The organism is Bradyrhizobium sp. McL0615, assembly GCF_049993905.1.
Taxonomy (GTDB): Bacteria; Pseudomonadota; Alphaproteobacteria; order Rhizobiales; family Xanthobacteraceae; genus Bradyrhizobium.
In genome coordinates this window covers 5,937,584-5,961,765 of the sequence record NZ_CP188254.1, presented here as the reverse complement: position 1 = coordinate 5,961,765, position 24,182 = coordinate 5,937,584, and the positions used below count along the sequence as shown (strand labels likewise).

The following is a 24,182-nucleotide window of genomic DNA, read 5'->3' as shown; positions in this document are numbered from 1 at the left end:
TGTGATGCCCGTTAGAAAGATCAGCCTGCTGACCGTCGTCGTCGCGGCTCTCCTGCCGGCCCTGGCCCGGGGGCAGGAAGCCGATACCGCGTTGAGGCGCATTCAGCAGAACAAGGCTGTCACGATCGGATTTCGCGAAAGTGCGGCGCCATTCGCCTATCTCGACGAGCGCAAGCAGGCGAGCGGCTATTCCATCGACATCTGCAACAGGATCGCCCAGGAGATCGGCCGCAAGCTCAACATCCCTCACATCGAGACCAGGTACGTGCCGGTGACGCCGCAAACGCGGATTCCGCTGATCGCCAACGGAACGGTCGATATCGAGTGTGGAACCACCGTCAATTCATTGGGCCGTCAGGAGCAGGTCGACTTCAGCTATGCCGTCGCGCTCGCCGAGGGCAGGCTGTTGGTGAAAAAGACATCGGGCATCCAGGGTCTGTCGGACCTCAATGGCAAGATTGTCGCGCTTGCCGCGGGCACCACGGCCGAGCGCTACGTGCGTGCTGCCCTGGATCGGAACAAGATCAACGTCCGGGTGCTTCAAGTCCGGGACAACGCGGAAGGGCTGCTTGCAGTCGAATCGCAGCGGGTCGATGCATTCGTCAATGACGCGGTCTTGCTCGGTGGTGTGCTCCGCACGGCGCAGAACAAGAATGACGTCGCCATCGTCGGTAAGCCGCTGTCGTTCGAGCAGGTCGCCTTCATGGTCGGAAAAAACAATTCCAGCCTCTTGACTATCATCAACGGGACGATTGCCCGTCTGCTTACCAGCGGTGAACTTCAAAAGCTCTATGACCAATGGATCACGCCCTATGGCGTGCCCATCGAGGGTGAGGTCGACACTTTGTTCAAAATCGAAGCCATTGCCGAATAACAATAAGCCAGCAGGCGTGATGCTCTTTTCGATGATTGACGGACGAGACGCTGCGTCATGAACTATCAATGGAATTGGGGTCTTCTGCTCAAGGAGCCTTACGCCGGCTGGCTGCTGACAGGGCTCGGCTGGACAGTCGCGCTGTCGATCGCGGGCTGGCTCATCGCGCTGCCACTCGGAACCACGATCGGTATTGCCCGCACGTCATCGTCGCGCTGGGTACTCGGACTTTCCGGCTTTTACGTTTCCGTGTTTCGCAACATTCCACTGCTGCTCCAGATGTTCGTGTGGTTCTTTGTGGTGCCGGAATTACTGCCCGCCAAGCTCGGCCTGTGGTTCAAGCGGGATCTGCCGAACCCCGAGTTCTGGACCGGCGTGCTGGCGCTTGCGTTCTATACGTCCGGCCGTCTGGCGGAGTTATTTAGGGCTGGGCTGCAGGCCGTTCCGCGCGGGCAGAGGATGGCTGCCGACGCAACCGGGATGAACCGGGCGCAGGCCTTGCGTTACATCGTCATGCCTCAAGCGCTAAGGATTATCCTGCCACCGCTCACCTCGGAATTTATGTCCATCGTCAAGAACTCGTCGCTGGCCTTGACGATCGGTGTGCTCGAACTGACGGCGCAGAGCAGGCAAATCGAAAATTTCACTTTTCACGGCTTTGAAGCATTTGGTGCCGCGACGGCCTTCTACGTACTGGTCGCGCTTGTTCTCAATCTGGTCATGGTTCGCCTGCAGCGGACCTTGGCCTTACCCATTGCGGTGTAACTCCGATGCCGGATTATTCGCTCATCGTGCGAAACGCCAGTTTTCTCTTTGACGGTCTGCTGCTCAGTCTGACTCTGACACTGGTCAGCGTTATCGGCGGACTTGCCGTCGGTACCGCCCTGGCGCTGGTCCGACTGTTCACTGGCGTCATCGGCAATTGTGTGGTCGACGCTTACGTCTTCGTGTTTCGCGCGATTCCGCTAATCCTCGTCATCTTCTGGTTCTATTTTATGGTGCCTCTGATCCTGGGGAGACCTGTCGGCGCCTGGACCTCGGCGATCGTCGCCTTCACGCTATTCGAAGGTGCCTACTACAGCGAAATCCTGCGGGCCGGCCTAAAAAGCGTTCGCGCCGGGCAATTGAACGCGGCACTCGCCAGCGGCATGAGCCGGGCGCAGGCACTGCGCTACGTGATCTTTCCGCAGGCGTTTACCGCCATGATCCCGGTCTTCCTGACCCAGGCGATCATCCTGTTTCAGGATACCTCGCTGGTCTTCGTTGTCTCGCTGCATGACTTTCTGACCGCGACGACCATTATTGCCAACCGGGACGGGCGGCTGATCGCGGCCTATACGTTTGCCTGTCTCGTTTATTACCTGATCTGCCTTGCAGCGACAGCCGGTGTGGAAAAGCTGAAAAGGACATTCGCCCGATGATCGAGTTCAAGCGCGTCAACAAATATTATGGCGCACACCATGTGCTTCGCGATGTCACGATGAAGGTCTCACGCGGAGAGGTCGTCGTGGTCTGCGGACCTTCTGGATCTGGCAAGTCGACGCTGATCAAGTGCGTCAACGCGCTTGAGTCCTACCAGGAGGGTCATATTCTCGTGGACGGCATCGATGTCGGAAGCAAGGCGCGATCGGCGACGCATTTGCGGCGGCGGGTCGGCATGGTGTTCCAGAATTTCGAGCTCTATCCGCACCTCAACGTGATCGATAACATCTGCCTCGCGCAGCGTGTTGTCCTCAAGCGCCAGGCCGAGGAAGCGAGAGAGCGGGCTTGGTGTCTGCTCGATCGGGTCGGCCTGAAGGACAAGGAGGCGGCGTATCCGATGAACCTGTCGGGAGGCCAACAGCAGCGCATTGCGATCGCGCGTGCGCTGGCACTCGATCCGGAGGTCATGCTGTTCGACGAGCCGACGTCGGCACTCGATCCCGAAATGATCAATGAAGTTCTCGACGTCATGACGGCGCTCGCGGCCGACGGTATGACCATGATGGTGGTCACCCACGAGATGGGATTTGCGCGCCGCGTAGCCAGTCGTCTAGTGTTTATGGATCTGGGCGAAGTGGTGGAGGATTGCTCGACCGACGAGTTTTTCAATCACCCGCAGTCCCGCTCCGATCGAGCGCGGTTATTCCTCGACAGGATATTGTCGCATTGAGGCCCTGAACGCGGGGCGCGGTCACGGGTTTCGGCTCTCTTCCGCCTTCACCGTTTCGTCCGCGACCTAGTCCAGTCATGCCTCGCGCAGGGTCGATTGAACGCGTCGCGCCAGGTCCGCCAAACTGAAGGGTTTGTCGATGATGGAAAACTCGCCCACGGCATTACTTCGTTGCAGCATTCCGTCCGCGTAACCCGAGGTGAGCAGGACTTTGATGTCTTTGCGCAGCCGTTTCGCCTCGCGAGCAAGCTCGATGCCATTCATTCCGTTTGGCATCACGATATCGCTGAATAGAAGTTCAAATGGTTGGTCGCTCTGGAGCGATCGAAGCGCCTCTGCGCCATTGTGGGCGCAAGAAACCTGATACCCGAAGGTCGACAGCATCGTCGACGTGACGTTCAAGAGGTCCTCGTTGTCGTCGACAACAAGAACCCTCTCGGAGCCTGTCGGCAAGGCCGGCGTCTCGATGATATCAGGCTCGGCATCGGGCTTCTGTGTCGTCGCAGGCAGGTACAGAGTGATCGTGGTGCCTGCGCCTGGTGCGCTCTCGATGGCAATGCGCCCTCCGGACTGTCGGACGAAGCCATAGACCATGCTGAGACCGAGCCCGGTACCCTTGCCGACCTCCTTGGTCGTGAAGAAGGGTTCAAATACCCGATCTCGCACTTCGGGAGGCATTCCGCAGCCGCTGTCTGCGACAGAGAGCCGAACGTACGATCCGGGTGAACATCCGGCCACGCTTTCCTCCTCCACGATGTTCTGGGTCTCGATCTGGAGAACGCCTCTATCCGCCATGGCGTCCCGCGCATTGAGGGCGAGGTTAAGCAAGGCCGTCTCCAGCAGCGAAGGATCGACATGGCACAGCCACAATTCCTCATCTGTCTGCAGCGCGACTTCGCATCCGTCCCCGACGGCTTGGCGTATGAGTACCTGGAACTCGGAAATGAGCTCGTTTGCATTGACCAATTTCGGCCTCAGGGCCTGCCGCCGCGAAAAGGCGAGAAGTTGCGTGGTCAGTTTCGCTCCCCGATCAGCGGCGCGTCGTGCGGCCTCCGCGCACCGGCGGACGTCGCTGCCATCCGCTGCACCTTCGATCAGTTCGAGGTTCGCGGAAATCACCGTGAGCAGGTTATTGAAGTCGTGCGCGACGCCGCCGGTAAGCTGTCCGACCGACTCCATCTTTTGACTCTGATGGAGTTGCTCTTCCATCACCCGGCGCGCCTCCAGGGCGTGCTTGTGCTCGGTGATATCCCGGAGGAAGACCGCGAGGCCCTGGCTGGATGGGAACGCATTGATCGCGTACCAGGCCTTGGTACGCGGGCAGAGCATTTCGAGGAAGGTCGGGCGCTGCTCTGACGTTGCTTCGCGAATTTGTTTCAGGACTTCCATATCGGCGGCGGCCGGAAAGGCTTCCGTAAGGGGCATGCCGATGATGTCGCGGTCCTCGGCCAGCCGCAACCTGGCCGGCCCGTTGAGATAGCTGACGCGCCAGTCTCGATCGATGATGAGCACGCTGTCGGTGGTGCTCTCAAAGATCATCGTGATCCGGGCTGCGGCTTCCTCGGCTTTCTCCTTGGCCTCGGACAATTCGTGCTCACGGTGTTCCAGTGCATTGGCCATGGTGTTGAACGCATCGGCAACCCGTGCGATTTCGGATGTTCCGCGGATGTCGACACGTCGGTCGAATTCACCGAACCGCCATTGATTGGCGGCGTCGACGAGTTGCCCAAGCGGACGATGGATAAACTGCCGGGCGCCCAATGATGTCAGGATCAGAACCAGCGCGGCGCTCAGTATGATCTGAAGGATGCCGAGCTGCGTGCCGCGTTGGATCTCATTGAATGCCCGGGCCTTGTCCAGGCCAAAGCTGATGAGAAGCCCTCCGGAATCATCGCGCAGGGCCGAATAGCCGACAATCCGCTCCACGCCATCGAGGTCGACGATATCGGCTGTGCTCCGATCGTTACGGCCTGGATCATTGTCGCTGGCCATCTTGCGGCCGACAAAGCGAGCGTTGTCAGGATAGTGGGCGAGGTATGTGCCGTTCCGGTCCACGATCGCGAGCGCAGCTCCGGGCGCAACATTCCGCCGCGCGAGGGAGTCGGCGAGCCAATCGAGGCTGAGAGCGGCTATAACGACGCCGCCGAGGCGGCCATCATCACCGACGAAAGGCAACGCGAAGTGAAGCACGTTACGGCCGGTTTGCCGACCAATCGCGAAGGATCCGACTGTAAATTTACCGGTTTTCAGAACGTCGGCGAAATAGGGTCGCCCGGCCGCGGTCGAGGGCCTGTGATAGTCGTTCGCGTTGCAGAATGAAGTGCCGTTTATGTCGACCACGAGAAAGCTGATGAACCCCGGATATCGTTGCTTGATCTTGGCGAGGTAAGCATTGCATCCGTCGACGTCCTTCGCCTTTATCGCTGGAAGCTCCGACAGCGCAATCAGGGCTTGATGAATCCCCTGAACGGTCTGCCGCTGCTCTGCCGCGGCGAGTTCAGCCAGGTTGAGAGCGTGACCTTGCACTTCGATCTGGCGCGTGCGGCGCAGATCGAACTCGTTATACGCTTGGATCCCGATCGCAGGCAGCAGCGCGACAGCCACCAGCACTAGTAACCGTAATAGGAGAGTCACCTCTCATCGTGCCCCAATCCTGCTGTTCGCACATCGCGGGAATGATGCTGTCTCGATAGACTGCGCAATGTTGTGATGTGGCCGCCGTTCAATCGGCCCCGAACCGTGATACGCAGACACCGTGCCGAATTGAATTGTTTCATACAAATCTCCGCGCTGCCAGGGCCGCAGGATCCGGGGGCCGTGCTACGATTCTGTGTCAAGCGAGGGAAACTTGGTTACGAGCGTAACATGGCCCGCCGCTTCCGTAGTCGGCGGCAAGGTCCGACGTGTTAGCCACATTGAGTGTCTCTCTGCTGAGCGTCGGTGTGAAGATGCCGGCCGAATTGTCATGGCGTGATTGCCCGGCTGGCTTTGGACCTTGGTGATCGGACAGAGGGGAGAATTGTCGCCCCCCTGTCACCGTTGATCGAAGGCGTCGTTAAAGGGCGGCGCGCCGACCGCGAGCAGCGACCGCTGTGCCGCGGCGTTGCACGACAATCTTGGTCGACTCATTGACGAGGACGTGGTTGATGATCCCAAGGATCTCAGATCGCGTGTCGATCTCGGCGTACTCGGCGGCCATTTGCGATGCGCGCAGGCGATGGCCGGGTTGGTCGAGCACGGTACGGATGGCGCCGCGCAGGGCCTCCGGCGTTGGCTCGTTGGTTGCGAGATCGATACCGACGCCGGACCACGCAACGCGCGCATTGACGCCGGCCTTGTCTTCCGTCAGCCCGGCTGTGACGAGCGGGATTCCAAAACTCATAGCCTGGTTGACGCTGCCGTAACCGCCATTGGTGACGAACACGTCGACCTTCGGCAACAACCACTCGAACGGCAAATAGCTCGCGAGCCGTGCGTTGGAGGGGAGTGGGCCGGGTATCGCCTCGACCGGACGACCACCGGCCGTGACGATGACGAGTATGTCGGGCTCGTTTGCAAGTGCTGCGAGGGTCGGAGCAATCAAGAGGTCGAAATTATGATTTGCTACCGTTCCTTGCGTGACCAGCACGACCTTGCGCGAGCCGTCCAGTTCATGTGACCACGGCGGCAGCGGAGCCTGGTTCGGAATCAGGGGAGGCGTGCCGACGAAATGCACGGATGGCGGAATAATTTCGCGTGGAAACTCGAAGCTGGGGATCGTCAGTTGCATGTAGGCATCCGCGAGTTCGACGACGGAATCGAAGATCGGGATCGACAGCGGTCCAACACCCAGCTCCCTTAGAATCGGATTCAAACGGCGGGCGACGGGCTGATCGACCATCCTGTCGAATTCTCTCGCGATGACGGCATATTCCGCACGCTCGGCCTCGGTCCTTGCGGGTAACAGGCCGAGGAAATGCGGGGCACCGTCCTGGCGACGCCAGTGCAGAAACGATGTACCGCAAAGAACGACGGGAGGTCGCTTCGCACGTGGGCCGAGCAGCATCGGCAGCACGCCGAAAAACATATCATCGCCGATGATGATGTCGGCCGGGAAGTCCTGCAGAGCGTCTTGCAGGCCATCGTGTTGGGGTCGGACATTGTCGACGAACAGCCGCTCAATGGCGACGCGTATCCATTCCGGTCCGGGCGGAATGGTCTTGAGGTCCGGAGCTCGCGCGAAGACATCGTTCGGATCAAAATCCGCATCCGGGGGTAGCGGGCGGAATTTCACTTCGCTGCTTTCGACCCGGCCGCGCAGTGTGGTCCCGGTCAAGCAGGTGATCTCGTGGCGTTCGGCGATCAGGATGCGCGCGATTGCAAGCAGCGGGTTGAGATGACCGGTCGCGGGAGTCGATGCGATGAGAATTTTCATGTGATCCTGTCCTCTGATGGCCGGAGGGGGACTTCCGGCTTGTCCGGGTGCCCTCCGACCGATTGTCTGAAGCAGGACAAGAGTGCGGGCATTGCTGTTACACCGCGGCTTCTGACCGGCGCGAACTTGTTACGGCTGCAGTGCATGATGGTTTTGCCGAGGCGCCCGCATGTCGGAGCTCCGGCCCGGGCGCGTGATTACGGTTGTAACCCGAGCGTCCGACGCTGAAGCGGCTCGGTAACCTGGCATCCATAGTCACATAGAGACGATACCAACCCGTCCGTGGCAGTACGGCTCCGATTGCTGGTGTCGGTTATTTTATTCACGCCTGCCGTGTGCTCGACGGCAATAGTTCATACGCTGACGATCACGGGTAGCATCACGCGTCATCACAACTCCGAGAGTTTGCTGGTGTCCTCGTAAGAAAGGTCTAGATCAGGATACCCCGTGGCGCCTTGGCCATTGCCTGTAGCGCATCTGTCGAGAACGTCGTTTGCCCTTCGGAATCCTTTTCAATCGATCAAAGAGCTACTCACGATGATAGATGCATTTCGCTCCAATCCAGACATCACGACTCGGTTAGCGACGAAGAGTTTGCGGGATCGGTTCATGTCAGCAGAAACGGGCCACATAATCGTTGTCGACGATGATTCCACGCTACGGCAGATGGTGATCAGATATTTGGAGGATCACGACGTCCCGACCAGGGCAGCATCCAGCAAGGACGAATTGAAGCGTCATCTTGAAGGAGGTGAGCCCAGCCTGATCATTCTGGATCTGAGGCTTGGTCAGGATGACGGGCTCGACCTCCTGAGAGAAATTCGCTCCTATTCCGATGTGCCCGTCATCATCACGACCGGTCACCGTCCAGATGAAATCGACCGCATCGTCGGTCTGGAACTCGGTGCAGACGATTACATCATCAAGCCGTTCAGCCTCAGGGAGCTGCTGGCGCGCGTCCGCGCGGTGTTGCGCCGGCAGGAAATGGGAAGGGTTGCGCGCGCCCGCGATCCCGAGCGCGGCGGATACCGTTTCAACGGTTGGACGCTCGAACGCCGTGGTCGGAAGTTGCTGGACACCAATGGCAACCCGGTCGCGCTAAGCAAGGGTGAGTATGCCCTGCTGCTGGCGTTCCTCGAGGCGCCGCAGCGACCGCTGACCCGCGAACACCTGCTGCAGGCAACGCGCGTCCACGAAGACATCTTCGACCGGAGCATCGACGTTCAGGTCCTGCGACTGCGGCGCAAGCTGGAGACTGACCCGAGCGCGCCGCGCATTATTCAGACCGAGCGCGGAGTGGGCTACGTGTTCGCATTGCCGGTGGAGTCTTTCTAGAATCATTCCAGTCCTGCTCGTTTTTCGGAGTGGCAACTGCTTGCGGTGGCGAAACAAGGGCGGTACCGGACTGCAGATGTAACCGTTTTTCTCGGAGCGGTGACCGCGATGTAACAGCCGTCCTTCAAGGTTCTCCTGCAAACATGTGGTGGGAGAACTTTCATGTTGAAAAAGCACGCGTCTCGAAATGTGAACCGTTTCGTTGGGTTGCATCCGCGGAGGGGCGTAACCCTTTGCGTTGTCCCGTCGGATGATTTCGGCATTGCCCGTCAAACCCCGGCTGCGAGGCCTGACTTGCCGAAATCCGGCCCGGCGGCGATATCGACGATCGGAAGAGCCGGCCATGCGCCGACCTCGCTTTGGTGGTCGGTGTTGGCCGCTTTCACGGAAGGCTTCGGCGCATATGGTGCGGCGCTGTATCCGTGCGCGGACTTTCCGGTTCAGGCCATCCTCGTGGCGAGCAGAGAGTCTCTGCAGCATCCTCGAAGTCGCGAGTCGACCTCGAGCCGGCGCGAGCCTGAAGGCGATCTGCTGTCGGCGGACATCCGGTTTGGCGGTGGTTCGGGGCGCGGTGCGCGGCTGCCATGGCACCGGAATTTGCTGGCGTCAATTTATGACACCGCCGCGGCGCTCCGGGCCAATTGGCGCCGGGAACGGGAGATCAAGCGGGCCGTCGTGGCGTTGGCGCAATTCGATGAGCGGACGTTGCGAGATATGGGTATTGCCAGCCGATCCGAGATCGAGCAGGTCGTGAGGTACTGTCATGATTGCTGATGCGGTTTATTTCACCATCGCCGGAATCGGCTTCTGTCATGCCGCAGGCCGGTCTATTTTCTCCCGCAGATTGAAGGTTGGTATGGCTACCCTTTTGCCGCAAGCCTGGACCCGAGGGCGGCGCCGGGTCCCGTGAGACGGTTCCGCCTCGATCAAGAATTCTTGAAAACTGCAGAATATTACCGTTCAGCCCACATATTGGGCGATATGTTTTGCGTAACGTCTTTGCGGCAATTGCCCCGACTTGGTGAGACCGGAATTGTTCGCAGCGTGCGTTGGCGGCGAACAATTGCGGTCTTTACCGTCGTATTGGGTTGCTTGCAGCTTTCGTCGGCGCAGGCTTCCGGACCGGCGCCTGCATCTGGTGGCACCGACGAGCCCATCACTGCCATATCGAGCCCGCCCACGACCGATCCGCTGAAGGTCAAGCTCGGGGAACGCTTGTTCGACGATCGCCGCCTGTCGCATGATAATTCGCGCAGCTGCTCGTCTTGCCACGATCTCAGTACAAACGGCGCGAGCCCGAGGCGACGCGACGTCGGTCCCGACGGCACGGAGCTGCCGTTGAACACGCTTACCGTCTTCAATGCGGCGCTCAGCTTCCGGTTCGGCTGGGAAGGAAAATACCGTAGCGCCGAGTCGGACATCAGATCTTCGCTGCGAAACCCAAAGATCATGGCCAGCAGCCCTTCCGAGGTCGCCGAAAAAATCGACGCCGATTCTGAACTGCGCAACAAGTTCCTGGCGGTCTATGGCCGCGCCCCGGATGCGGACAATATCATCGACGCCGTCGCAAGTTTTCAGCGAACGCTGGTGACACCAGGAAGTCGTTTCGATCGCTGGCTCGCCGGCGACACCACCGCGCTCTCGACGAACGAGCTGGACGGATACGGTCTGTTCAAATCCCTGGGCTGCGTCTCCTGCCATCAGGGCGTAAATATTGGCGGCAATCTGTTCCAGCGCCACGGCATATTCCATCCTTTGGCATCGCCAGATCCTGCAATTCTGCGCGTACCAAGTTTGCGTAACGTCGCGACGACGCCACCCTATTTCCACGACGGCAGTGCACCGACGCTCGATGATGCAGTACGTAAAATGGGCAAGGCCCAGTTGAACACGCTGCTGACGGATCCGCAGGTGACGGCGATCGTCGCCTTTCTCCATAGCCTGACCGGTAATTATCGCGGCAAGCCAGTCGGAGCCGCGCCATGAAGGTTTCCCTCGCGACGGTTGGCGCATTGTGCCTGCTCGCGCTGCTGACCTGGCTACTGTGGAGTAGCCTGAACGTGAATTCGACCGGATTCGATCGCGAGCTAAAGGCACTTGCCGATTTCACCAGGTTCGAACGTGGGATCAGCCGGGAAGTGCTGACCGCGCGCGCCGGCTTGTCGCGAAACTATGATGGACTCGTGCAGTTAGCGGACGCGTATGATGATGCGCTGGCCCGATTGCGCGAAGCCACCGCTTCGGATCTCAAGGCAGGTGCCGCCGTCGAGATTCTGGCTGCGCGCGTGCGCCGGCACCAGGAGCTGATCGAGCAGTTCAAAACCAAGAACGCGTTACTGCAGAACTCTTTTGCCTATTTTGGTCTGTTCGGCGCCCGGCTTGCGGCTTCAGATGACAAGGCGGTTGTCGTAGCTGCTTCAGCGTTGGGGGCTGCGATGCTGCACCTCACACTCGATACGTCTGCAACAGCCGCGGGCGAGGTCGAAGCGAAGCTGGAAGGGTTGTCGCGCCTGCAAAGTTCGCCCGGTGAAGCTGATTCGATCCGCGCAATTCTTGGCCACGGGCGAATGTTGCATGACGTTCTTCCCGGGGTAGATGCCATCCTGAAATCGTTGATCGCCGAGGCTAACAATCGCGAGCAGGACGCGATTCTGGCGTCGATCACGAAACGTCAACTCGATGCACGGACTTTGGCCCGCAGAAGCCGCCTTTTGTTGTACGCCACATCGTTGCTGCTGCTGGCCGGGCTGGTGTATTTCGCAGTACAACTGCATGCGGGGGCCATGGCCTTGCGTCGCCGCGCAGCTTTTGAGCATGTGACCGCCAGGATCTCGACGCGCTTTATCAATTCGCGTCCCGATGACATCGCAGGCCACGTCGAGAGCGCGCTCCAGCAATTGGCCGAATGTATCGGCGCGGACCGCGCGTATTTCGTGAGCACAGCGAAAAGTTGCCGATGGGCCCGCGAGGGTGTCGGGTTTCCGCAGGGCTGGCCGGAGCTCGCGCTAAAGTCGGTGTCGCGCTTTGACCGCGATGAAAACGGCATCATTTGCATTCCCAAGGTCAGGCCGGCTCACGGGCATGGTACGATGAACCTGCTCGCGGATGCAGGGGTTCGCGGTTGGCTGTGCATCCCGGCCTTGGGCGGAGAGCGGGTCGCGATCCTCGGTTTCGATGTTGTGCGGGCCGGTGATCTCATCCCGTGGGCCGACTTCCCGCTGTTCCGCATGGCGTTTGACGCCATCGCCAACGCCGTCAATCGCGTGAAGCTGGAACAGGAGAAGGAGCGGCTGCAGGTGAAGCTGCAACAGGCGCGGCGGATGGAGACGATCGGCACCTTCGCAAGCGGCATCGCGCACAATTTCAACAATATCGTGGGTGCGATCCTCGGCTATACGGAAATAGCCGACGCCCGCCTCAGGTCGATTGGCGGCCCTGCTGCCAGCCTTGCGGAAATTCGTCGTGCCGGCGAAAGGGCGCGGGAACTCGTCGGTCAGATTTTGACGTTTGGCCGCCGCGGCGAGGGCAGGCGGGAGCGGCTGTGCGTCAGGGCACTGGTTGCGGAAACGCGAGCATTGCTAGCCGCCTCGTTGCCCTCGCATGTCACATTCGCCGTGAGCGAGAAAACTCAAACGACGGCTGTCTGGGCCGAGCCGGCGCAATTGCAGCAGGTCATTTTGAATCTCTGCAACAACGCAGCGCAGGCAATGAATGAGCCCGGCGTGATCGAGCTTTGCATCGATGCGCGAGAAATTGCGCAGCCCGTGCGCGTCGGGCGAGGCGAGGTAGGTCCCGGCCGATTTGTGATTGTTTCGGTTTCCGATCCGGGGACGGGCATGGATGACGCAACGGTCGAGCGGATATTCGAGCCGTTCTTCACCACGCGCGCCGACGGCAACGGTCTTGGACTGGCAACGGTCCGTGAGATCGTCGAAGACCATGGCGGGGCGGTCGACGTGCAAAGCGCTGTTGGCGCCGGAACGCGCTTTGACGTCTGGCTGCCATCCGCCAGGTTCGATGACCCGATATCGGTTCAACACGCGCCGGAGCTAGCGCTTCGCGGTGCGGGCGAGACGGTGCTTGTGCTCGAGACGGATCGCAGACGTCTGTTGCGACATGAGGAAATTCTGGCGGCGCTCGGCTACGAGCCGGTCGGCTTCACAACAAGCGCCGATGCTGTAGCCGCCTGTCGCACGGCGCGGGCGCGTTTTGATGTGGCACTGGTGTGTCACCTGCCCGGAGGCGTCGCCCTGGATCTCGCGGCAGCGTTGCATGATGCCGTGCCGACGCTACCGATCATTCTGGCGGCGCCGTCGACCGCGGAATTGGAAGCACCCCTGTTGGTGGATTCTGGAATAACCGAACTTGTCCATCACCCGTTCGTCTCGGGGGAGCTTGCCGGCGCACTATCGCGGTGTCTGGCGGCGTCTTTAGCAAGCGGCAGCTACAGCTACGGTTGAAATTGCAGGTGCCGCTGATGAGAGTTCGCCTGGCCGCTCGATTTCAGCGGCAAAGCGGCATCCGTTCAGGTCGTACCATGTCGCTGGCAGGCCGAAGCGTAATCAAATACATTTGGATATCCCGCTGGGATCTGCCCAATCCGCGCATGATATTGGCGTTGCTTGAACGCCGTTAGCGCCATTACCACGGTGCAACACAGCGCGTTAAGCCCATAGATCCATGCCAGTGTGATGTTTCCAGGGTGTGTGAGGGAGTAGATGGCCGTCGAACTGTTCGCCGCGGTCCAGAGCGTCCAGATCGGATAGGAAATTGCCCGAACGCCGGTGGTATCACGCGCGATCTGATAGATCTGTTGCAGATAGCAAGCGAGGCGGAAAGCATTGAAGACCGCGAAGAGATCGTAGACAACGTCCGAAATCATCATTAGCGCACCCGGATCTTTCTGGATTCCAGAGGGAGCATGCTCGTGGAACGCTCCGGTCAGGTCCGGGGCAATATGAAGCTGGTCTATTACGTCAGCATCACTCGTCTCGAATAATGCGTTACGATTGTAATGGTTTGTCGCCGTACCGCACGTAGAGACGCCGGACTGGCGGCTGTCCGCCAGCCCGGCATGTTCGATGTCTGTTGTCTCAAGCGCTACGCGCGGACGTCAGGCGAGTTTCACTGCCTGGCAGTCATCAGAAAGCCTGGCGCGGCTCGCCCGGGTCGTATCCCATCGTTGGTTCGCAGGGCGGCGCCTTGTCCCAGGGCTGTGTCGCAAATGCACCCACGCGAGGAGCGGGAATACAGAAAGTCCCGTCGTTGTAGCGAACGCCTTGCGGGTCGCCGGCGTCGATGCCTTCCGCGTGATGCCGCGGAGTTACGTGGTGCTGCCGAGCCATAGCCGGGGCTATGAATGCGGCCGTAGCGATTAGTCCAGCTGACAGAAGTCTGATCGTAGTCATTCAGTTTCTCCATACACATGAGATTCCCTGAACGTTTGGCTCCCGAACGGGAAATGGCGTGGCCAACGGAAGTTAAAAGGGACATGAGCTTCACATTCGTTCAACTCGGCGCGAATGAAGAGGCGTTACCAGTTGCTCGATGCGACGCGTGGGGCAGAAGCCTGTATCATTGAGCATGAAAGCTCAGGCCGAGCCGCTCGGAAAATGGCGATCCCTCGTGAGTCAGAACGAAGATAGCCTCAAATCGTTGGCCTTCGATCTTCACGCCGCCGACATCGCTCGATCGACTGAATAGCTGTGTCATTGGAACAGATTAGCTGCGAAAAACTTTCGTTAACGCTGCCAGCGGCGGAGCGCTCGCTGCAAAATAGTTTGTCGACTGCTCTTGACGGATTCGCAAATCTCTGTGCATACCGCTGCCCCACGAAACGCCGTCAAACTCGCCGGCGCTCTGTAAGGACCGAACCGTGTTGCGATTACGCTCACATATCGTCGCGAAAGCCGCCGCCGCGCTGCCGTTTATTCGGCCGTGCGATTGGTCGCGCATGTCCGTGACGGAACAAGGTCCAAGCTATCTGACGAAGTCCGAAAATCTCGGAACCATCAGGATAGCAGGTAGAGCGTAACAGGCAGCGGGAATCCACCCTCTGCCAATCAGGCGGAGGGCAACATGGCCCGCAAGACCACCACCAAGACAGGACTCGAAAGCCGTACCCGCGAGAGGATTTTCTCCTCGCCGGTCGTACTCGCCTTCGTGCGCACCGTTGTGGCGCGCCGAGGGATCTCCGAGGCCGAAGCCCGCCAGATTTATCTCGACTACATCAACCGAGCCCAGCCCGCGGACAACCACGGGCGCTGTGAGGTCGCGTGATGACGTGAAGCGTTTTTGAATTCAGGATGGCCGTCCCTGCAAGGACATAAGATGGCCCGCTGATCCGGTACTGGTCCCCTTCGGTGGGGCGGCAAACGGTGGTTTCAGGCAGCGAACGTATTTGGCCGGGTTGGTCCCGGCCGTTTGTGAATTTTCTTGCCGGCGTGGCAAAGCTAGGATCGGGCGTTCGATCCTCTCCGCCGGCAACCAACCATGCCCGCGTAGCTCAGCGTAGAGCGTCGCCCTCGTAACGCGGAGGTCAGGGAGTCGACCACCCTCGCGGCCACCATCGCCACCGTAGCTCAGTCGGAAGACCACGTTCCTGGCAAGGACGAGGCCGTGCGCTCGATCCGCACCGGTGGCACCATTTTGCTCCACTAGCCCAACTGGTAGAGGCGACGGACTTAGACTCCGTGCGGTGGCGGTTCGAATCCGTCGTGGAGCACCAATTGCAATTCTGCCGCGGCTCCTGCCCGGCGGATCCGTTGTTCAACACGCGCTTAGCTCAGCGGTAGAGCGCCTGTCTTACATACAGGATGTCGGCCGTTCGATCCGGTCAGCGCGTACCAACTCGCGTCCGTAGCTCATTCAGGAGAGCGCCGCTGTGACACGGCGGAGGCAGCAGGGGCAGAGCCTGCCGGACGCACCATCAATTCCCTCTCGTAGCTCAGTGGCAGAGCAATCGCTTGATAAGCGATCGACGGATGTTCGATTCATCACGGGAGGACCAACTCAACATAGGAGATCACCATGACCGAGAACTTGCCGGCCGGCGTGCATCGCCTCTCCGCCGAGAGCCAGGCCGCGCTTGCCCGAGCAAAGGCCAGGAGCGACGCCATCGTGGCGCGCCACGCCAAACCGGCGCGGCTGGCCGCCGCACCCATCGAGGCGATGGATCCGGAGCGTTAAACCTGAATGGAGATGGAGCGGACTTTTAACCCGTGCGCACGTGGTTCGAAACCACCCGGATCCTCCATCACGGACCTGTGCCCCCAGCGGCCAAGGGAGCGGATTCTTAATCCGTCGCGAAAGCATCGTCGGTTCGAGTCCGACCAGGTCCTCCAAATCAAATTCGCGCTCGTGGCGAAACTGGTAGACGCGGCGTCTTGAGAGGGCGGTGGGAGACCATGCCGGTTCGATCCCGGCCGAGCGCACCAATTGCCCATGTCCCCATCTGGCGAAGGGACCGGACTGTCGATCCGGGAAGGCGAGTTCGATCCTCGTCATGGGCGCCAATTCCAGGATGTAGCTTAGCCCGGCTAAAGCGCACGCCTCGGGCGCGTGAGACCGCAGGTTCAAATCCTGCCATCCTGACCATCTTCGGGCGTCTAGCTCAACGGTAGAGCCGGCTGCTCATAACAGTCCACGTATCGGTTCAAATCCGGTGGCGCCCACCACCAAAGAGAGGAGAGGGCAATGTTCGCAGCAAACCCAACCCTTGTCCTCAACGCTGACTTCCAGCCGCTCAGCTATTTTCCGTTGTCGCTGTTTAACTGGGAGGACGCCGTCAAGGCGGTGGTGAAGGGATCGCACGTCGTCGTCGCCGAATACGACCAGCTCGTACGCAGCCCGTCGACGGTGATGCGGCTGCCGTCGGTCATCGCGCTACGCGCGTATGTGCGGCCGCCGGCTCGCGTAGCCTTCACCCGGTTCAATGTCTTTCTCCGCGATCGCTTCCGTTGCCAGTATTGCGGCGACCAGCACCTCCGCGGCGAACTGACGTTCGATCACGTCCTGCCGCGCGCGGACGGCGGTCAGACGTCCTGGACGAACATCGTAGCGGCCTGCAGCCCTTGCAACACGCGCAAGGACCGCTTCCACCTCAGGCCGCTGCGGAAGCCGTTCGCGCCGACGCAGCACGATCTCATGGCCGCCCAGCGTCTGTTTCCGCCGAACTTTCTGCACGAGACCTGGCGCGACTATCTGTACTGGGACGTCGAACTCGAGAAGTAACGGCGCCGCCGGCAAGTTTTGGCCGCCGGCGTCCATCGCCACGTAGCTCAACTGGATGAGCACGACCCTCCGAAGGTCGAGGATGTAGGTTCGAGTCCTATCGTGGCCGCCAAAATTGATGCCCTGGATGACGAACCGGACAAGCGTGCCGGCGCTGCCTTGAAAACAGACGGGCGCCGCGAGGCGTTGCGGTGCAAGCCCGCCGTCACTCCGCGATTTGGACAGTGAACCGGCGCGCCGCCGGCCTCGATTGGAAATCGAGTGGGCGCTTCGGCGCTGGGGATCAGGGCCTCCGCTGTCCGCCACCTTGGAGCATGATCCGGAAAAGGAGACACCGGTTTTCCCTCGCGACAAACGCAGAACGCGTTTGCGCGGAGATCATGCTCAAACAAAAAGGCAGATTGGGATGACGATTCGAAGAGGCGTCATCCCAATCTTGGAGAGTCAACCGGACAGGCGCGCCGGCACGGCTTCGAACACCGATGGCACCGCAAGGTGTGAGGCTCATGTCCTCGGCTCTCCGCCATCAACGATCGCGCCAGGCCGGACGTACGCCGGCGCTGCTGAGGAGTTTGCAAACCTCGGCACCATTTCGCGGGATGACCGGAGCGGCTACCCGGCCTCCGGCGTGGCTCATAATTACGAGACGTGCGTTCGAAGCGCGCATCCCAATCAATCTGGGTAACGCCAAGTCTGGGGACTGAGCGGGCCTGTAAAGCCCGCGCCTTTGTGCCTGCCTGGTTCGATTCCAGGGTTGCCCACCACGCATCATTGCGGACGTAGCTGGAAGGTCGAGCACCTGAGTGCCACTCAGGAGAATCGGTTTCGATTACCGACGTCCGCGCCATCTAGCCCAGTTAGCAAATCTGGTGATTGCACGCGCTTGAAGAGCGCAGGAGGCCAGTTCGAATCTGGCGCTGGGCACCATTTCGGGGCAGGCAGCGGGCTGCAGTTGATCCTTGCAAGATCGACGTCCGGAGTTCGACTCTCCGTTGCTCCACCATCTCATTCCCGTCGAGCCATCTCGGTGAGGGCGCTCCGCTGTTAACGGAGGAAGGCACGTTCGAATCGTGCGGCGGGAGCCAATGCACCACTTCCGATTCCGGCGATCGGTCGAATGTCAGCTGTTCGGCCAATAGCGGACCGTTCAACGGATTGAGGCCGATGCATGCCATTGACCCATTGCAGGCATGTAGCAGAGCACGCCTCACAGATCGGGCAGCAATCCCGCCAATTGCTTCAACTCGTCGACGACCGGGTCTACACGCCAAAATCGAACGGCAATTCGCCGTTTGGGCATGAAGGTTGCTCGGTCACCGAACTCAGTGACGTCCCCAAAATAGATTGTGATTGGGCGGATATTCAGCCAACGATTTTGTTTCACGTCTCGAACGGCGCTGAAAGGGATGCAGATTTCTCGAAGGTAGTTCGAGACAAAGAGCTGTTGTTCGTCTGCGCGCACTCGCTTTAGTCCGGCGCAGCTCCACAAAATCAATGCTGATCCTACGATCCAGACGCCGAGAAACACGAACTTCATTGCCGAGGACGGCAATGCGTCGTTTCTACCGTGAAGAGCATCCAACCAAAGGGTGACGGTTCCTGATCCAAAGCCTGGTATCCAGAGAGCCGGGAGTACAAACTTGTAAAAAAACGTCCAAGCCGACGATAGATCGCTCTTGCGCATGAGGCTGCCTGTTTCAGTTGCTTCATGCCTCTCGCCCTCGAACCGCGCGGGAAGCTCACAGCTACTTTTTCCACGAAGGTACGCGCCAAAGGCCATTACGCCAGAAAAGATAAAGAGAACCTGTGAACCTTGGGAACTCCCTTTCCCGCCGAAGGCAAATCCAACACCGGCAACTGCGATCACAAGAATCACCAAGGCCCTTGCCATCCACCAGACGCCAAAGTTTTCTGTTGACCACTTATCGGACCCACTGAAGGATAAATCTGGCCGCCGTCGTCTAGGGCCAAAGCCAAACAAAAATAGTGCCCAAAAACCCACCGCTCCGAGCGCTAGTACAATCTTGATTGTCGTACTGTCGTCGAACATCGCTCGTTCAGCCACCTATCCGCGCGGGCCTTGTCTAACGCCTAACGCGTAAAAGTGTATCTACACAACTGATAAAGCTTGAGCGATTGCAGCACATCGTCCGGTATTGGCCCCCATCCGGATATTTCCGGCAGGCTGTGTCAATGTCTGCTTCCAAGGGAAAGACGGGCATCGCGACCTTGCATCAGAACATCTGATTCATGAGTCCGCGCCTTAATTTTCGCTACCTCCTTTGACGGCGAAAGAATCAACATGCTGCCATCGTCTAGCGGCAAGGACGCCCGGTTCTCAGCCGGTCGACGCGGGTTCGAGTCCCGCTGGCAGTGCCATATTCTTCTTCCCGTAGCTCAACTGGATGAGCAGCGCGCTACGAACGCGAAGGTATGCAGGTTCGAGTCCTGCCGGGAAGGCCAATCATCGGTACGCGTTGCCACTTTAGCCCCGTGGCGAAACAGGAACGCGGCGGTCTGCAAAACCGCCATGAGCCGGGGCAGCACCGGCCGGGGCTTCCAGTACGCGCTCGTGGACCAACTGGATGGTCAGCCGTCTTCTAAACGGCCCTATGCTGGTTCGAGTCCAGTCGAGCGCGCCATTTGAATTGGAGAGTTGGCCGAGCGGTAAGGCAACGCGGTGCTAACGCGTCGAGTCCTTCGGGACGCACAGGTTCGATCCCTGTACTCTCCGCCATCACGCGAACCCGGTGGGCGACCCCATCGCGATCGACCGGTTCTTTCAAGACGGATAGCGCTGGCGAACGCTGCAGCGGCGCCTTCCTCGTGCATTGCGGCTGTTCCATTCTTGCGGGCGTGGCGTAGTGGGCTGCGTGCCTGTCTTCCAAACAGGAGGTGTTCGGTTCGATCCCGGCCGCCCGCGCCAACCTGCCATCGCCTGGTGCTAAGGGTACGGCGCTTTCAACGCTGGACTTCGCGGGTTGAACTCCCGTTGGCAGGACCAAATTGCAGGACAAGTTCTTGGGCGCGTCGCCAAGCTGGCCAAGGCGCCGGATTTTGATCCCGGTTATCGCAGGTTCGAGTCCTGCCGCGCTTGCCAATTTCTCGCGGGGCCTCGGCAGGGAAGGAGCCGGCTCTCATAAGGCTGGAGTGGCGGGTTCGACCCCCGTACCCGCGACCATTTCGCCATTCAATCTCTCCTGATTTCGTTCAATGGCAGGACGCTCGGTTGTGGACCGGGAGACGCGGAGTTCGATTCTCCCAGTCAGGACCAGATACCGGTTTAGTTCAGTGGCAGAACGCGGGCCTCCAAAACCCGATGTCGACTGTTCGATTCAGTCAGCCGGTGCCAATTTCTTTTCGTGCCTTGGCGGCCCGCTCTCAGGTGTGCAGCGCGCGGCGTTGCTGCGGCAAGAACTTGCGTTCCACCATCTTGCTTTCAGGCGATACGTGCGGCGCCGGCGATAAGTTCGAAAGAGCGCAGTCGAGCTGCGTGATCGTAGACATCGGACACGATCATGAGTTCGTCGGCGCCTGTTTCCGCAACGAGCGCATCGATGCCCGAACGAACCGTATCGGGCGAGCCAGCGATGGAGCGCGCGAGCATGCTCATCGCCTGCGCTTTTTCCGCAGGTGACCAGTAGCTCTCAATGTCGTCGATCGGTGGCCGGCTCAGGCCCCGCGCGCCGCGGAAGATGTTCGTGAAGGACATCTGCTGGGTCGTCGCCAGCCTGCGTGCCTCATCATCGCTGCCGGCGGCGATGATGTTGACGCCTACCATCGCGTAGGGACGGTCAAGCTGCTCGGACGGCTTGAAGCGGCTGCGGTAGATCTGCAGCGCGGGGATCAGCAGCTCAGGCGCGAAATGCGAGGCGAAGGCATAGGGAAGCCCGAGTTCAGCCGCCAGCATCGCGCCAAAATTACTCGATCCGAGAATCCACAACGGCACTTCCGTTCCCGCCGCCGGCACCGCCTGGATGCGCTGATTGGGACCGGCTGGAGCCAGAAAGGCCTGCACTTCGAGAACGTCCTGCGGGAAGTTTTCGGCCGCTTCGGGCGTACGGCGCAACGCGCGCAGTGTAAGCTGGTCGGTGCCCGGTGCACGGCCGAGCCCGAGATCAATGCGGCCCGGAAACAGGCGCGCCAGCGTTCCGAACTGTTCGGCGATGACGTAGGGAGCATGGTTGGGAAGCATGATGCCGCCCGCGCCGACGCGGATCGTTTTTGTGCCCGCTGCGATATGACCGATCACAACCGACGTCGCGGCGCTCGCGATGCCGGGCATGTTGTGATGCTCTGCCACCCAAATGCGACGATAGCCCCAAGCCTCGGCATGAACCGCGATATCGCGGGCGTTATCGAGCGCGCCGCGGGCATCGGTGCCTTCAGTGACGCGGACGAGATCGAGGATAGAAAGTGTCGTCATAGGAACTCCCGAACGAAACCTTTGGTGTGGATGACGCTGCCAGAGATACTTGCCCGCGTCCAAGCTTGTCCGAAACGGCAGGCTTCATTCGATTCTTGTGTGCCATATGGACACTGTCGCCATGTGGGTCAACCTGTTGAATCCGGTACGCATTTGGCCGACAGGGCCGACTGCAATCAGCACCGGGCGCGTCGCCGCGCCAACGGCCGCCTCTGGTACGCCGAACTGCTCCTTGCGTTTTGGGCCTTGATAGGTTTTAAGCCCGGTGACTTCATGATCACAGGTATGAACGAGAAGCGAACTGCGTGGCTTGTCGCCTTTTATGCAGAGTGACGTACGCCGGTAGCTCATGCGCTTCAAAACTGTTCTGAGCCTTCACAAGGGAATCCATCATGGCCAAGATGACCAAGAATCAGTTGATTGATGCAATTGCAGAAGGAACGCAGGTTTCCAAAGCAGACGTAAAGGCCGTCATCGAGCATATGGCGACGGTAGGCTATAAGGAGCTGAATGAATCCGGCGAGTTCGTCATTCCCGGTTTCGCCAAAATGTCGGTCGTGAACAAGCCCGCCACTGAAGCTCGCAGCGGTATAAATCCTTTTACCAAAGAGCCCATGGAGTTCGCGGCCAAGCCAGCCAGCAAGTCGGTCAAGGCGTCACCTCTGAAGGTTGCCAAAGACGCTGTTTGAAGCGGAGGGGTTGGTTGAGGCCTGTTCGTTCGCCAGAACTGCGGGTGCTTCCATCCCAGCTTGAGGAAGCGCGCCTGCCTGGTAATGCCGTCGGGATTGGCTGACGAGCAAGAGGAAATCTGTCTGAAGAAGCGCGCCGCCTCTCAACCCAGATGCAGCCGGCGCGTCGGGCATGGGGAGAGAGAATCGGTACCGGATAAGATTCCGGCCGTTCTTCTCCGACGAGAATGTTAGCGTCTTGCGAACCATCATCGAGTTCGTGACCGCTGAAGCCCGTCATGAATCAGCCAATGCGCAGTATTCAACTGATGCGAGGGCGATTGTTGATTTTTTCTGACCGTGATGCGTCGGCCACACCAGGTGGCCGGCGCACTCATGGAGTGCAATCATAAAAGTTAAGATCCCATTCGTATCGAGCCTTGGAAGCGTGATCCCGATGTCGCGCGCTCATTGCTGCTGACGCCGACTGCGATAACTCTGCAATTTCAAAGGGGGGCGGAGACTCGGCAATCGACGCAACGCGGCTTGTGCTATTTGCGCGTGCGCAGTTGTGGCAAAATTGGTGCGATGTCAGGGCAGGCACGACGAACAGATGTCGCTTGCACAGCAAGTGGTGCGCTCGGGTTAGCGCCGTACATCGCTCATTACGCAATTGCGGCGCCCGCCGCATGTGTTGCAATTCATAATCTCGCCAGATTAGGACACCAGTTGTTTTACGGACAAAACCAGTTGTTTGGCGGCGAAAAAGGCCAACGTGGGAAGGCCGCAGTCTCTGGCTGTTCAACTGTCGGTCGGTGGGTCGACTGTTTGTCAGGGGAGAAGTCATGTGGTCGCGCAGCCTGTTGGTCCAGAATCTGTTGGTCCTGAAAAAGGCCAAGCCACACGACACCGATGCCGACAGTGCCGATCCGGTCGCCAATAGACCAGCCCCTTCCGAGATGCAGATTGCGCCGCCGCTAAGCGGCAACTTCGAGCGCGCGCTCGTCAATGCTGTCCTCTCCGGCGAGGCTGGCGCGGCCAGCAGATTTCTCGAACACGTCTCGACGACGCTGTGGTCGATCGTCGTGAAGCTGGCAGGCGATGGAGCCGACGCGGAGGCTGCATTCCTTCACATCGTCGCATCGCTGAAGGCTGACGATCATGCACGGCTGCGGGGGTTCGACGGACGCTCACGGCTTACGACATATTTGTCGCTTGTCGCCCGCGATGTTCTCGCCGACCAGCTGGCGGGGCAATTCAGCAAGACCCCGCACGAGGCATGGGAGCGATTCTCGCGTTACTTCGGGACCGACATTCGAAGCCGGATTGGCAGACAATTGCCAGGCAAACTCGGCAGGGCCGGTCGCGAGGACGCGTATCAAGAAGTTTGCCTCAAGCTGATCGAGAACGATTTCCATCGCATTCGCTCATACGGAGGCCGTGGCAGCTTCGCCGGCTATATTCTGACCGTGGTCGATCGCATCTTGATCGATCTGGTGCGGCGTGAAACGCCGCGACGGCGTATGCCGGCGGCAATTGCCCGTTCGGCGCCACTCGACCAGGCGATTTATTCAGCTGTGGTGTGGGAGGGTTGTCCGGTGGACGCCGATCGGCTCGCCGCCGCACTGCGCGGCAGGCTGGCGCAAGATCCAACAGTCGCTGATATCGCCGAATCGGTCGCGCGAGTTGCCGGTATCGCAAGACTGGAACGCGCGTCGCCAGCCGCCGAGGCCGTCTCGCTCGATGCACTGCTTGGCGAGGGTGGGGGTCTCTCGATCGCGGATTCGTCGCCAACGCCTGAGGACCGTTTGCTGCTCTTTGAGGAGGAACAGCATCGCGCAGCTCTCGTCGCCGCCGTTAATGCGGCTGCGGAGAAGCTTCCGACCGATGAACGATTGTACCTTCAGATCGTATTCTCGGCGAATGAGCCGTTGCCGGCACGCGGCATCGCGAGGCTGATGGGTTGTCCGGTCGAGGAGGTCTATCGTTTGAAGCAACGTACCCAAAAGTGGTTGAAAGAAATTACGGTGCAATTGGAAAATAATTCCGATATGTCCGTCTAAACATGGGTACTGGAACCC

18 protein-coding genes and 24 tRNA genes are annotated in these 24,182 nt (G+C 59.8%); 37 read left to right on the top strand and 5 right to left on the bottom strand.

From position 1 onward, the window contains the following. The first annotated feature begins 4 nt into the window (after window positions 1-4). From ACPPVP_RS28650 to ACPPVP_RS28635, 4 genes are read left to right on the top strand one after another with little or no spacing between them, the layout of a single operon-like run. Window positions 5-874 (top strand): amino acid ABC transporter substrate-binding protein, encoded by an 870-nt coding sequence (locus ACPPVP_RS28650; protein WP_426526633.1) that lies wholly within the window; start codon window positions 5-7, stop codon window positions 872-874. A gap of 57 nt (window positions 875-931) precedes the next feature. Further along, a complete protein-coding gene (locus ACPPVP_RS28645) occupies window positions 932-1,639 on the top strand; it encodes an amino acid ABC transporter permease (protein ID WP_426526631.1) in 708 nt (235 codons plus the stop codon). A gap of 5 nt (window positions 1,640-1,644) precedes the next feature. Beyond that, window positions 1,645-2,295, top strand: a complete 651-nt coding sequence (locus ACPPVP_RS28640) for an amino acid ABC transporter permease (RefSeq protein ID WP_426526629.1) — start codon at window positions 1,645-1,647, stop codon at window positions 2,293-2,295. Continuing rightward, window positions 2,292-3,026: an amino acid ABC transporter ATP-binding protein gene (locus ACPPVP_RS28635; protein WP_426526628.1), complete on the top strand. Its 735-nt coding sequence runs from the start codon at window positions 2,292-2,294 to the stop codon at window positions 3,024-3,026. The genes ACPPVP_RS28640 and ACPPVP_RS28635 overlap by 4 nt, the downstream gene beginning before the upstream one ends. A gap of 75 nt (window positions 3,027-3,101) precedes the next feature. Here the strand turns inward: ACPPVP_RS28635 and ACPPVP_RS28630 are convergent, their stop codons facing one another. Both ACPPVP_RS28630 and ACPPVP_RS28625 read right to left on the bottom strand, forming a co-directional pair. Beyond that, complete coding sequence (locus tag ACPPVP_RS28630; RefSeq protein WP_426526626.1) at window positions 3,102-5,630, bottom strand: ATP-binding protein; 2,529 nt, start codon at window positions 5,628-5,630, stop codon at window positions 3,102-3,104. A 451-nt stretch (window positions 5,631-6,081) separates the two neighbouring features. Then, entirely contained in the window at window positions 6,082-7,440 is a 1,359-nt protein-coding gene (locus ACPPVP_RS28625) for a glycosyltransferase (protein WP_426526624.1), read from the bottom strand. 609 nt (window positions 7,441-8,049) lie between these two features. Here ACPPVP_RS28625 and ACPPVP_RS28620 point away from each other — a divergent pair. From ACPPVP_RS28620 to ACPPVP_RS28605, 4 genes are all read left to right on the top strand, one after another. Further along, entirely contained in the window at window positions 8,050-8,775 is a 726-nt protein-coding gene (locus ACPPVP_RS28620) for a response regulator (protein ID WP_426526622.1), read from the top strand. Between the two features lie 162 nt (window positions 8,776-8,937). Further along, complete coding sequence (locus tag ACPPVP_RS28615; protein ID WP_426526620.1) at window positions 8,938-9,549, top strand: DUF1127 domain-containing protein; 612 nt, start codon at window positions 8,938-8,940, stop codon at window positions 9,547-9,549. A 162-nt stretch (window positions 9,550-9,711) separates the two neighbouring features. Next, on the top strand, window positions 9,712-10,761 hold the full coding sequence (locus ACPPVP_RS28610) for a cytochrome-c peroxidase (protein WP_426526618.1): 1,050 nt from the start codon (window positions 9,712-9,714) through the stop codon (window positions 10,759-10,761). Next, window positions 10,758-13,235, top strand: a complete 2,478-nt coding sequence (locus ACPPVP_RS28605; protein ID WP_426526616.1) for a two-component system VirA-like sensor kinase — start codon at window positions 10,758-10,760, stop codon at window positions 13,233-13,235. The genes ACPPVP_RS28610 and ACPPVP_RS28605 overlap by 4 nt, the downstream gene beginning before the upstream one ends. A gap of 65 nt (window positions 13,236-13,300) precedes the next feature. Here the strand turns inward: ACPPVP_RS28605 and ACPPVP_RS28600 are convergent, their stop codons facing one another. Continuing rightward, window positions 13,301-13,660 (bottom strand): hypothetical protein, encoded by a 360-nt coding sequence (locus ACPPVP_RS28600; protein ID WP_426526614.1) that lies wholly within the window; start codon window positions 13,658-13,660, stop codon window positions 13,301-13,303. Between the two features lie 1,193 nt (window positions 13,661-14,853). On the opposite strand from ACPPVP_RS28600, the gene ACPPVP_RS28595 reads away from it, so the two are divergent. The 17 genes from ACPPVP_RS28595 to ACPPVP_RS28515 all read left to right on the top strand — a co-directional run bounded on the left by ACPPVP_RS28595 (window position 14,854) and on the right by ACPPVP_RS28515 (window position 18,092). Then, window positions 14,854-15,054, top strand: a complete 201-nt coding sequence (locus ACPPVP_RS28595) for a hypothetical protein (protein WP_426526612.1) — start codon at window positions 14,854-14,856, stop codon at window positions 15,052-15,054. Window positions 15,055-15,345: 291 nt separating this feature from the next. After that, window positions 15,346-15,421 (top strand) — tRNA-Ala (locus ACPPVP_RS28590). Window positions 15,422-15,425: 4 nt separating this feature from the next. Next, window positions 15,426-15,502, top strand: a tRNA-Leu gene (locus ACPPVP_RS28585). A 46-nt stretch (window positions 15,503-15,548) separates the two neighbouring features. Further along, window positions 15,549-15,623: transfer RNA gene (locus ACPPVP_RS28580), tRNA-Val, on the top strand. Window positions 15,624-15,627: 4 nt separating this feature from the next. Beyond that, window positions 15,628-15,703: transfer RNA gene (locus ACPPVP_RS28575), tRNA-Val, on the top strand. Window positions 15,704-15,710: 7 nt separating this feature from the next. Next, a tRNA-Ile gene (locus ACPPVP_RS28570) sits at window positions 15,711-15,784 on the top strand. Between the two features lie 20 nt (window positions 15,785-15,804). Continuing rightward, a complete protein-coding gene (locus ACPPVP_RS28565; protein ID WP_426526610.1) occupies window positions 15,805-15,963 on the top strand; it encodes a hypothetical protein in 159 nt (52 codons plus the stop codon). A 71-nt stretch (window positions 15,964-16,034) separates the two neighbouring features. Continuing rightward, window positions 16,035-16,118: transfer RNA gene (locus ACPPVP_RS28560), tRNA-Lys, on the top strand. Window positions 16,119-16,128: 10 nt separating this feature from the next. Continuing rightward, window positions 16,129-16,211 (top strand) — tRNA-Leu (locus tag ACPPVP_RS28555). A gap of 3 nt (window positions 16,212-16,214) precedes the next feature. Continuing rightward, window positions 16,215-16,289 (top strand) — tRNA-Asp (locus tag ACPPVP_RS28550). A 4-nt stretch (window positions 16,290-16,293) separates the two neighbouring features. Continuing rightward, a tRNA-Pro gene (locus ACPPVP_RS28545) sits at window positions 16,294-16,371 on the top strand. Between the two features lie 5 nt (window positions 16,372-16,376). Beyond that, window positions 16,377-16,451 (top strand) — tRNA-Ile (locus ACPPVP_RS28540). A gap of 19 nt (window positions 16,452-16,470) precedes the next feature. Further along, window positions 16,471-17,007, top strand: a complete 537-nt coding sequence (locus ACPPVP_RS28535) for an HNH endonuclease (RefSeq protein WP_426526608.1) — start codon at window positions 16,471-16,473, stop codon at window positions 17,005-17,007. Between the two features lie 679 nt (window positions 17,008-17,686). After that, window positions 17,687-17,771, top strand: a tRNA-Tyr gene (locus ACPPVP_RS28530). A 9-nt stretch (window positions 17,772-17,780) separates the two neighbouring features. Further along, window positions 17,781-17,854 (top strand) — tRNA-Gly (locus ACPPVP_RS28525). Between the two features lie 4 nt (window positions 17,855-17,858). Beyond that, window positions 17,859-17,934, top strand: a tRNA-Phe gene (locus tag ACPPVP_RS28520). Window positions 17,935-18,016: 82 nt separating this feature from the next. Continuing rightward, a tRNA-Asn gene (locus ACPPVP_RS28515) sits at window positions 18,017-18,092 on the top strand. A 122-nt stretch (window positions 18,093-18,214) separates the two neighbouring features. On the opposite strand, the gene ACPPVP_RS28510 is transcribed toward ACPPVP_RS28515, so the two are convergent. After that, the gene (locus tag ACPPVP_RS28510; protein WP_426526606.1) at window positions 18,215-19,057 is read right to left on the bottom strand and encodes a hypothetical protein; all 843 of its coding nucleotides are present in this window, start codon (window positions 19,055-19,057) and stop codon (window positions 18,215-18,217) included. 254 nt (window positions 19,058-19,311) lie between these two features. Here ACPPVP_RS28510 and ACPPVP_RS28505 point away from each other — a divergent pair. From ACPPVP_RS28505 to ACPPVP_RS28460, 10 genes are all read left to right on the top strand, one after another. After that, window positions 19,312-19,386, top strand: a tRNA-Glu gene (locus ACPPVP_RS28505). A 7-nt stretch (window positions 19,387-19,393) separates the two neighbouring features. Beyond that, a tRNA-Arg gene (locus tag ACPPVP_RS28500) sits at window positions 19,394-19,470 on the top strand. Window positions 19,471-19,494: 24 nt separating this feature from the next. Continuing rightward, window positions 19,495-19,569 (top strand) — tRNA-Cys (locus tag ACPPVP_RS28495). A gap of 4 nt (window positions 19,570-19,573) precedes the next feature. Continuing rightward, window positions 19,574-19,649: transfer RNA gene (locus tag ACPPVP_RS28490), tRNA-Arg, on the top strand. Window positions 19,650-19,657: 8 nt separating this feature from the next. Next, window positions 19,658-19,744: transfer RNA gene (locus ACPPVP_RS28485), tRNA-Ser, on the top strand. A gap of 113 nt (window positions 19,745-19,857) precedes the next feature. After that, window positions 19,858-19,933: transfer RNA gene (locus ACPPVP_RS28480), tRNA-Gly, on the top strand. Window position 19,934: 1 nt separating this feature from the next. Beyond that, a tRNA-Glu gene (locus ACPPVP_RS28475) sits at window positions 19,935-20,011 on the top strand. A 19-nt stretch (window positions 20,012-20,030) separates the two neighbouring features. Next, window positions 20,031-20,107, top strand: a tRNA-Gln gene (locus ACPPVP_RS28470). 99 nt (window positions 20,108-20,206) lie between these two features. Then, a tRNA-His gene (locus ACPPVP_RS28465) sits at window positions 20,207-20,281 on the top strand. A gap of 3 nt (window positions 20,282-20,284) precedes the next feature. Beyond that, window positions 20,285-20,359: transfer RNA gene (locus ACPPVP_RS28460), tRNA-Trp, on the top strand. An 87-nt stretch (window positions 20,360-20,446) separates the two neighbouring features. Here the strand turns inward: ACPPVP_RS28460 and ACPPVP_RS28455 are convergent. Continuing rightward, window positions 20,447-21,433, bottom strand: a complete 987-nt coding sequence (locus ACPPVP_RS28455) for an LLM class flavin-dependent oxidoreductase (protein WP_426526604.1) — start codon at window positions 21,431-21,433, stop codon at window positions 20,447-20,449. A 392-nt stretch (window positions 21,434-21,825) separates the two neighbouring features. On the opposite strand from ACPPVP_RS28455, the gene ACPPVP_RS28450 reads away from it, so the two are divergent. Together ACPPVP_RS28450 and ACPPVP_RS28445 are read left to right on the top strand one after the other, a co-directional pair. Next, the gene (locus ACPPVP_RS28450) at window positions 21,826-22,122 is read left to right on the top strand and encodes an HU family DNA-binding protein (RefSeq protein WP_426526602.1); all 297 of its coding nucleotides are present in this window, start codon (window positions 21,826-21,828) and stop codon (window positions 22,120-22,122) included. An 824-nt stretch (window positions 22,123-22,946) separates the two neighbouring features. Then, complete coding sequence (locus tag ACPPVP_RS28445) at window positions 22,947-24,164, top strand: sigma-70 family RNA polymerase sigma factor (protein ID WP_426526600.1); 1,218 nt, start codon at window positions 22,947-22,949, stop codon at window positions 24,162-24,164. Window positions 24,165-24,182: the final 18 nt, after the last annotated feature.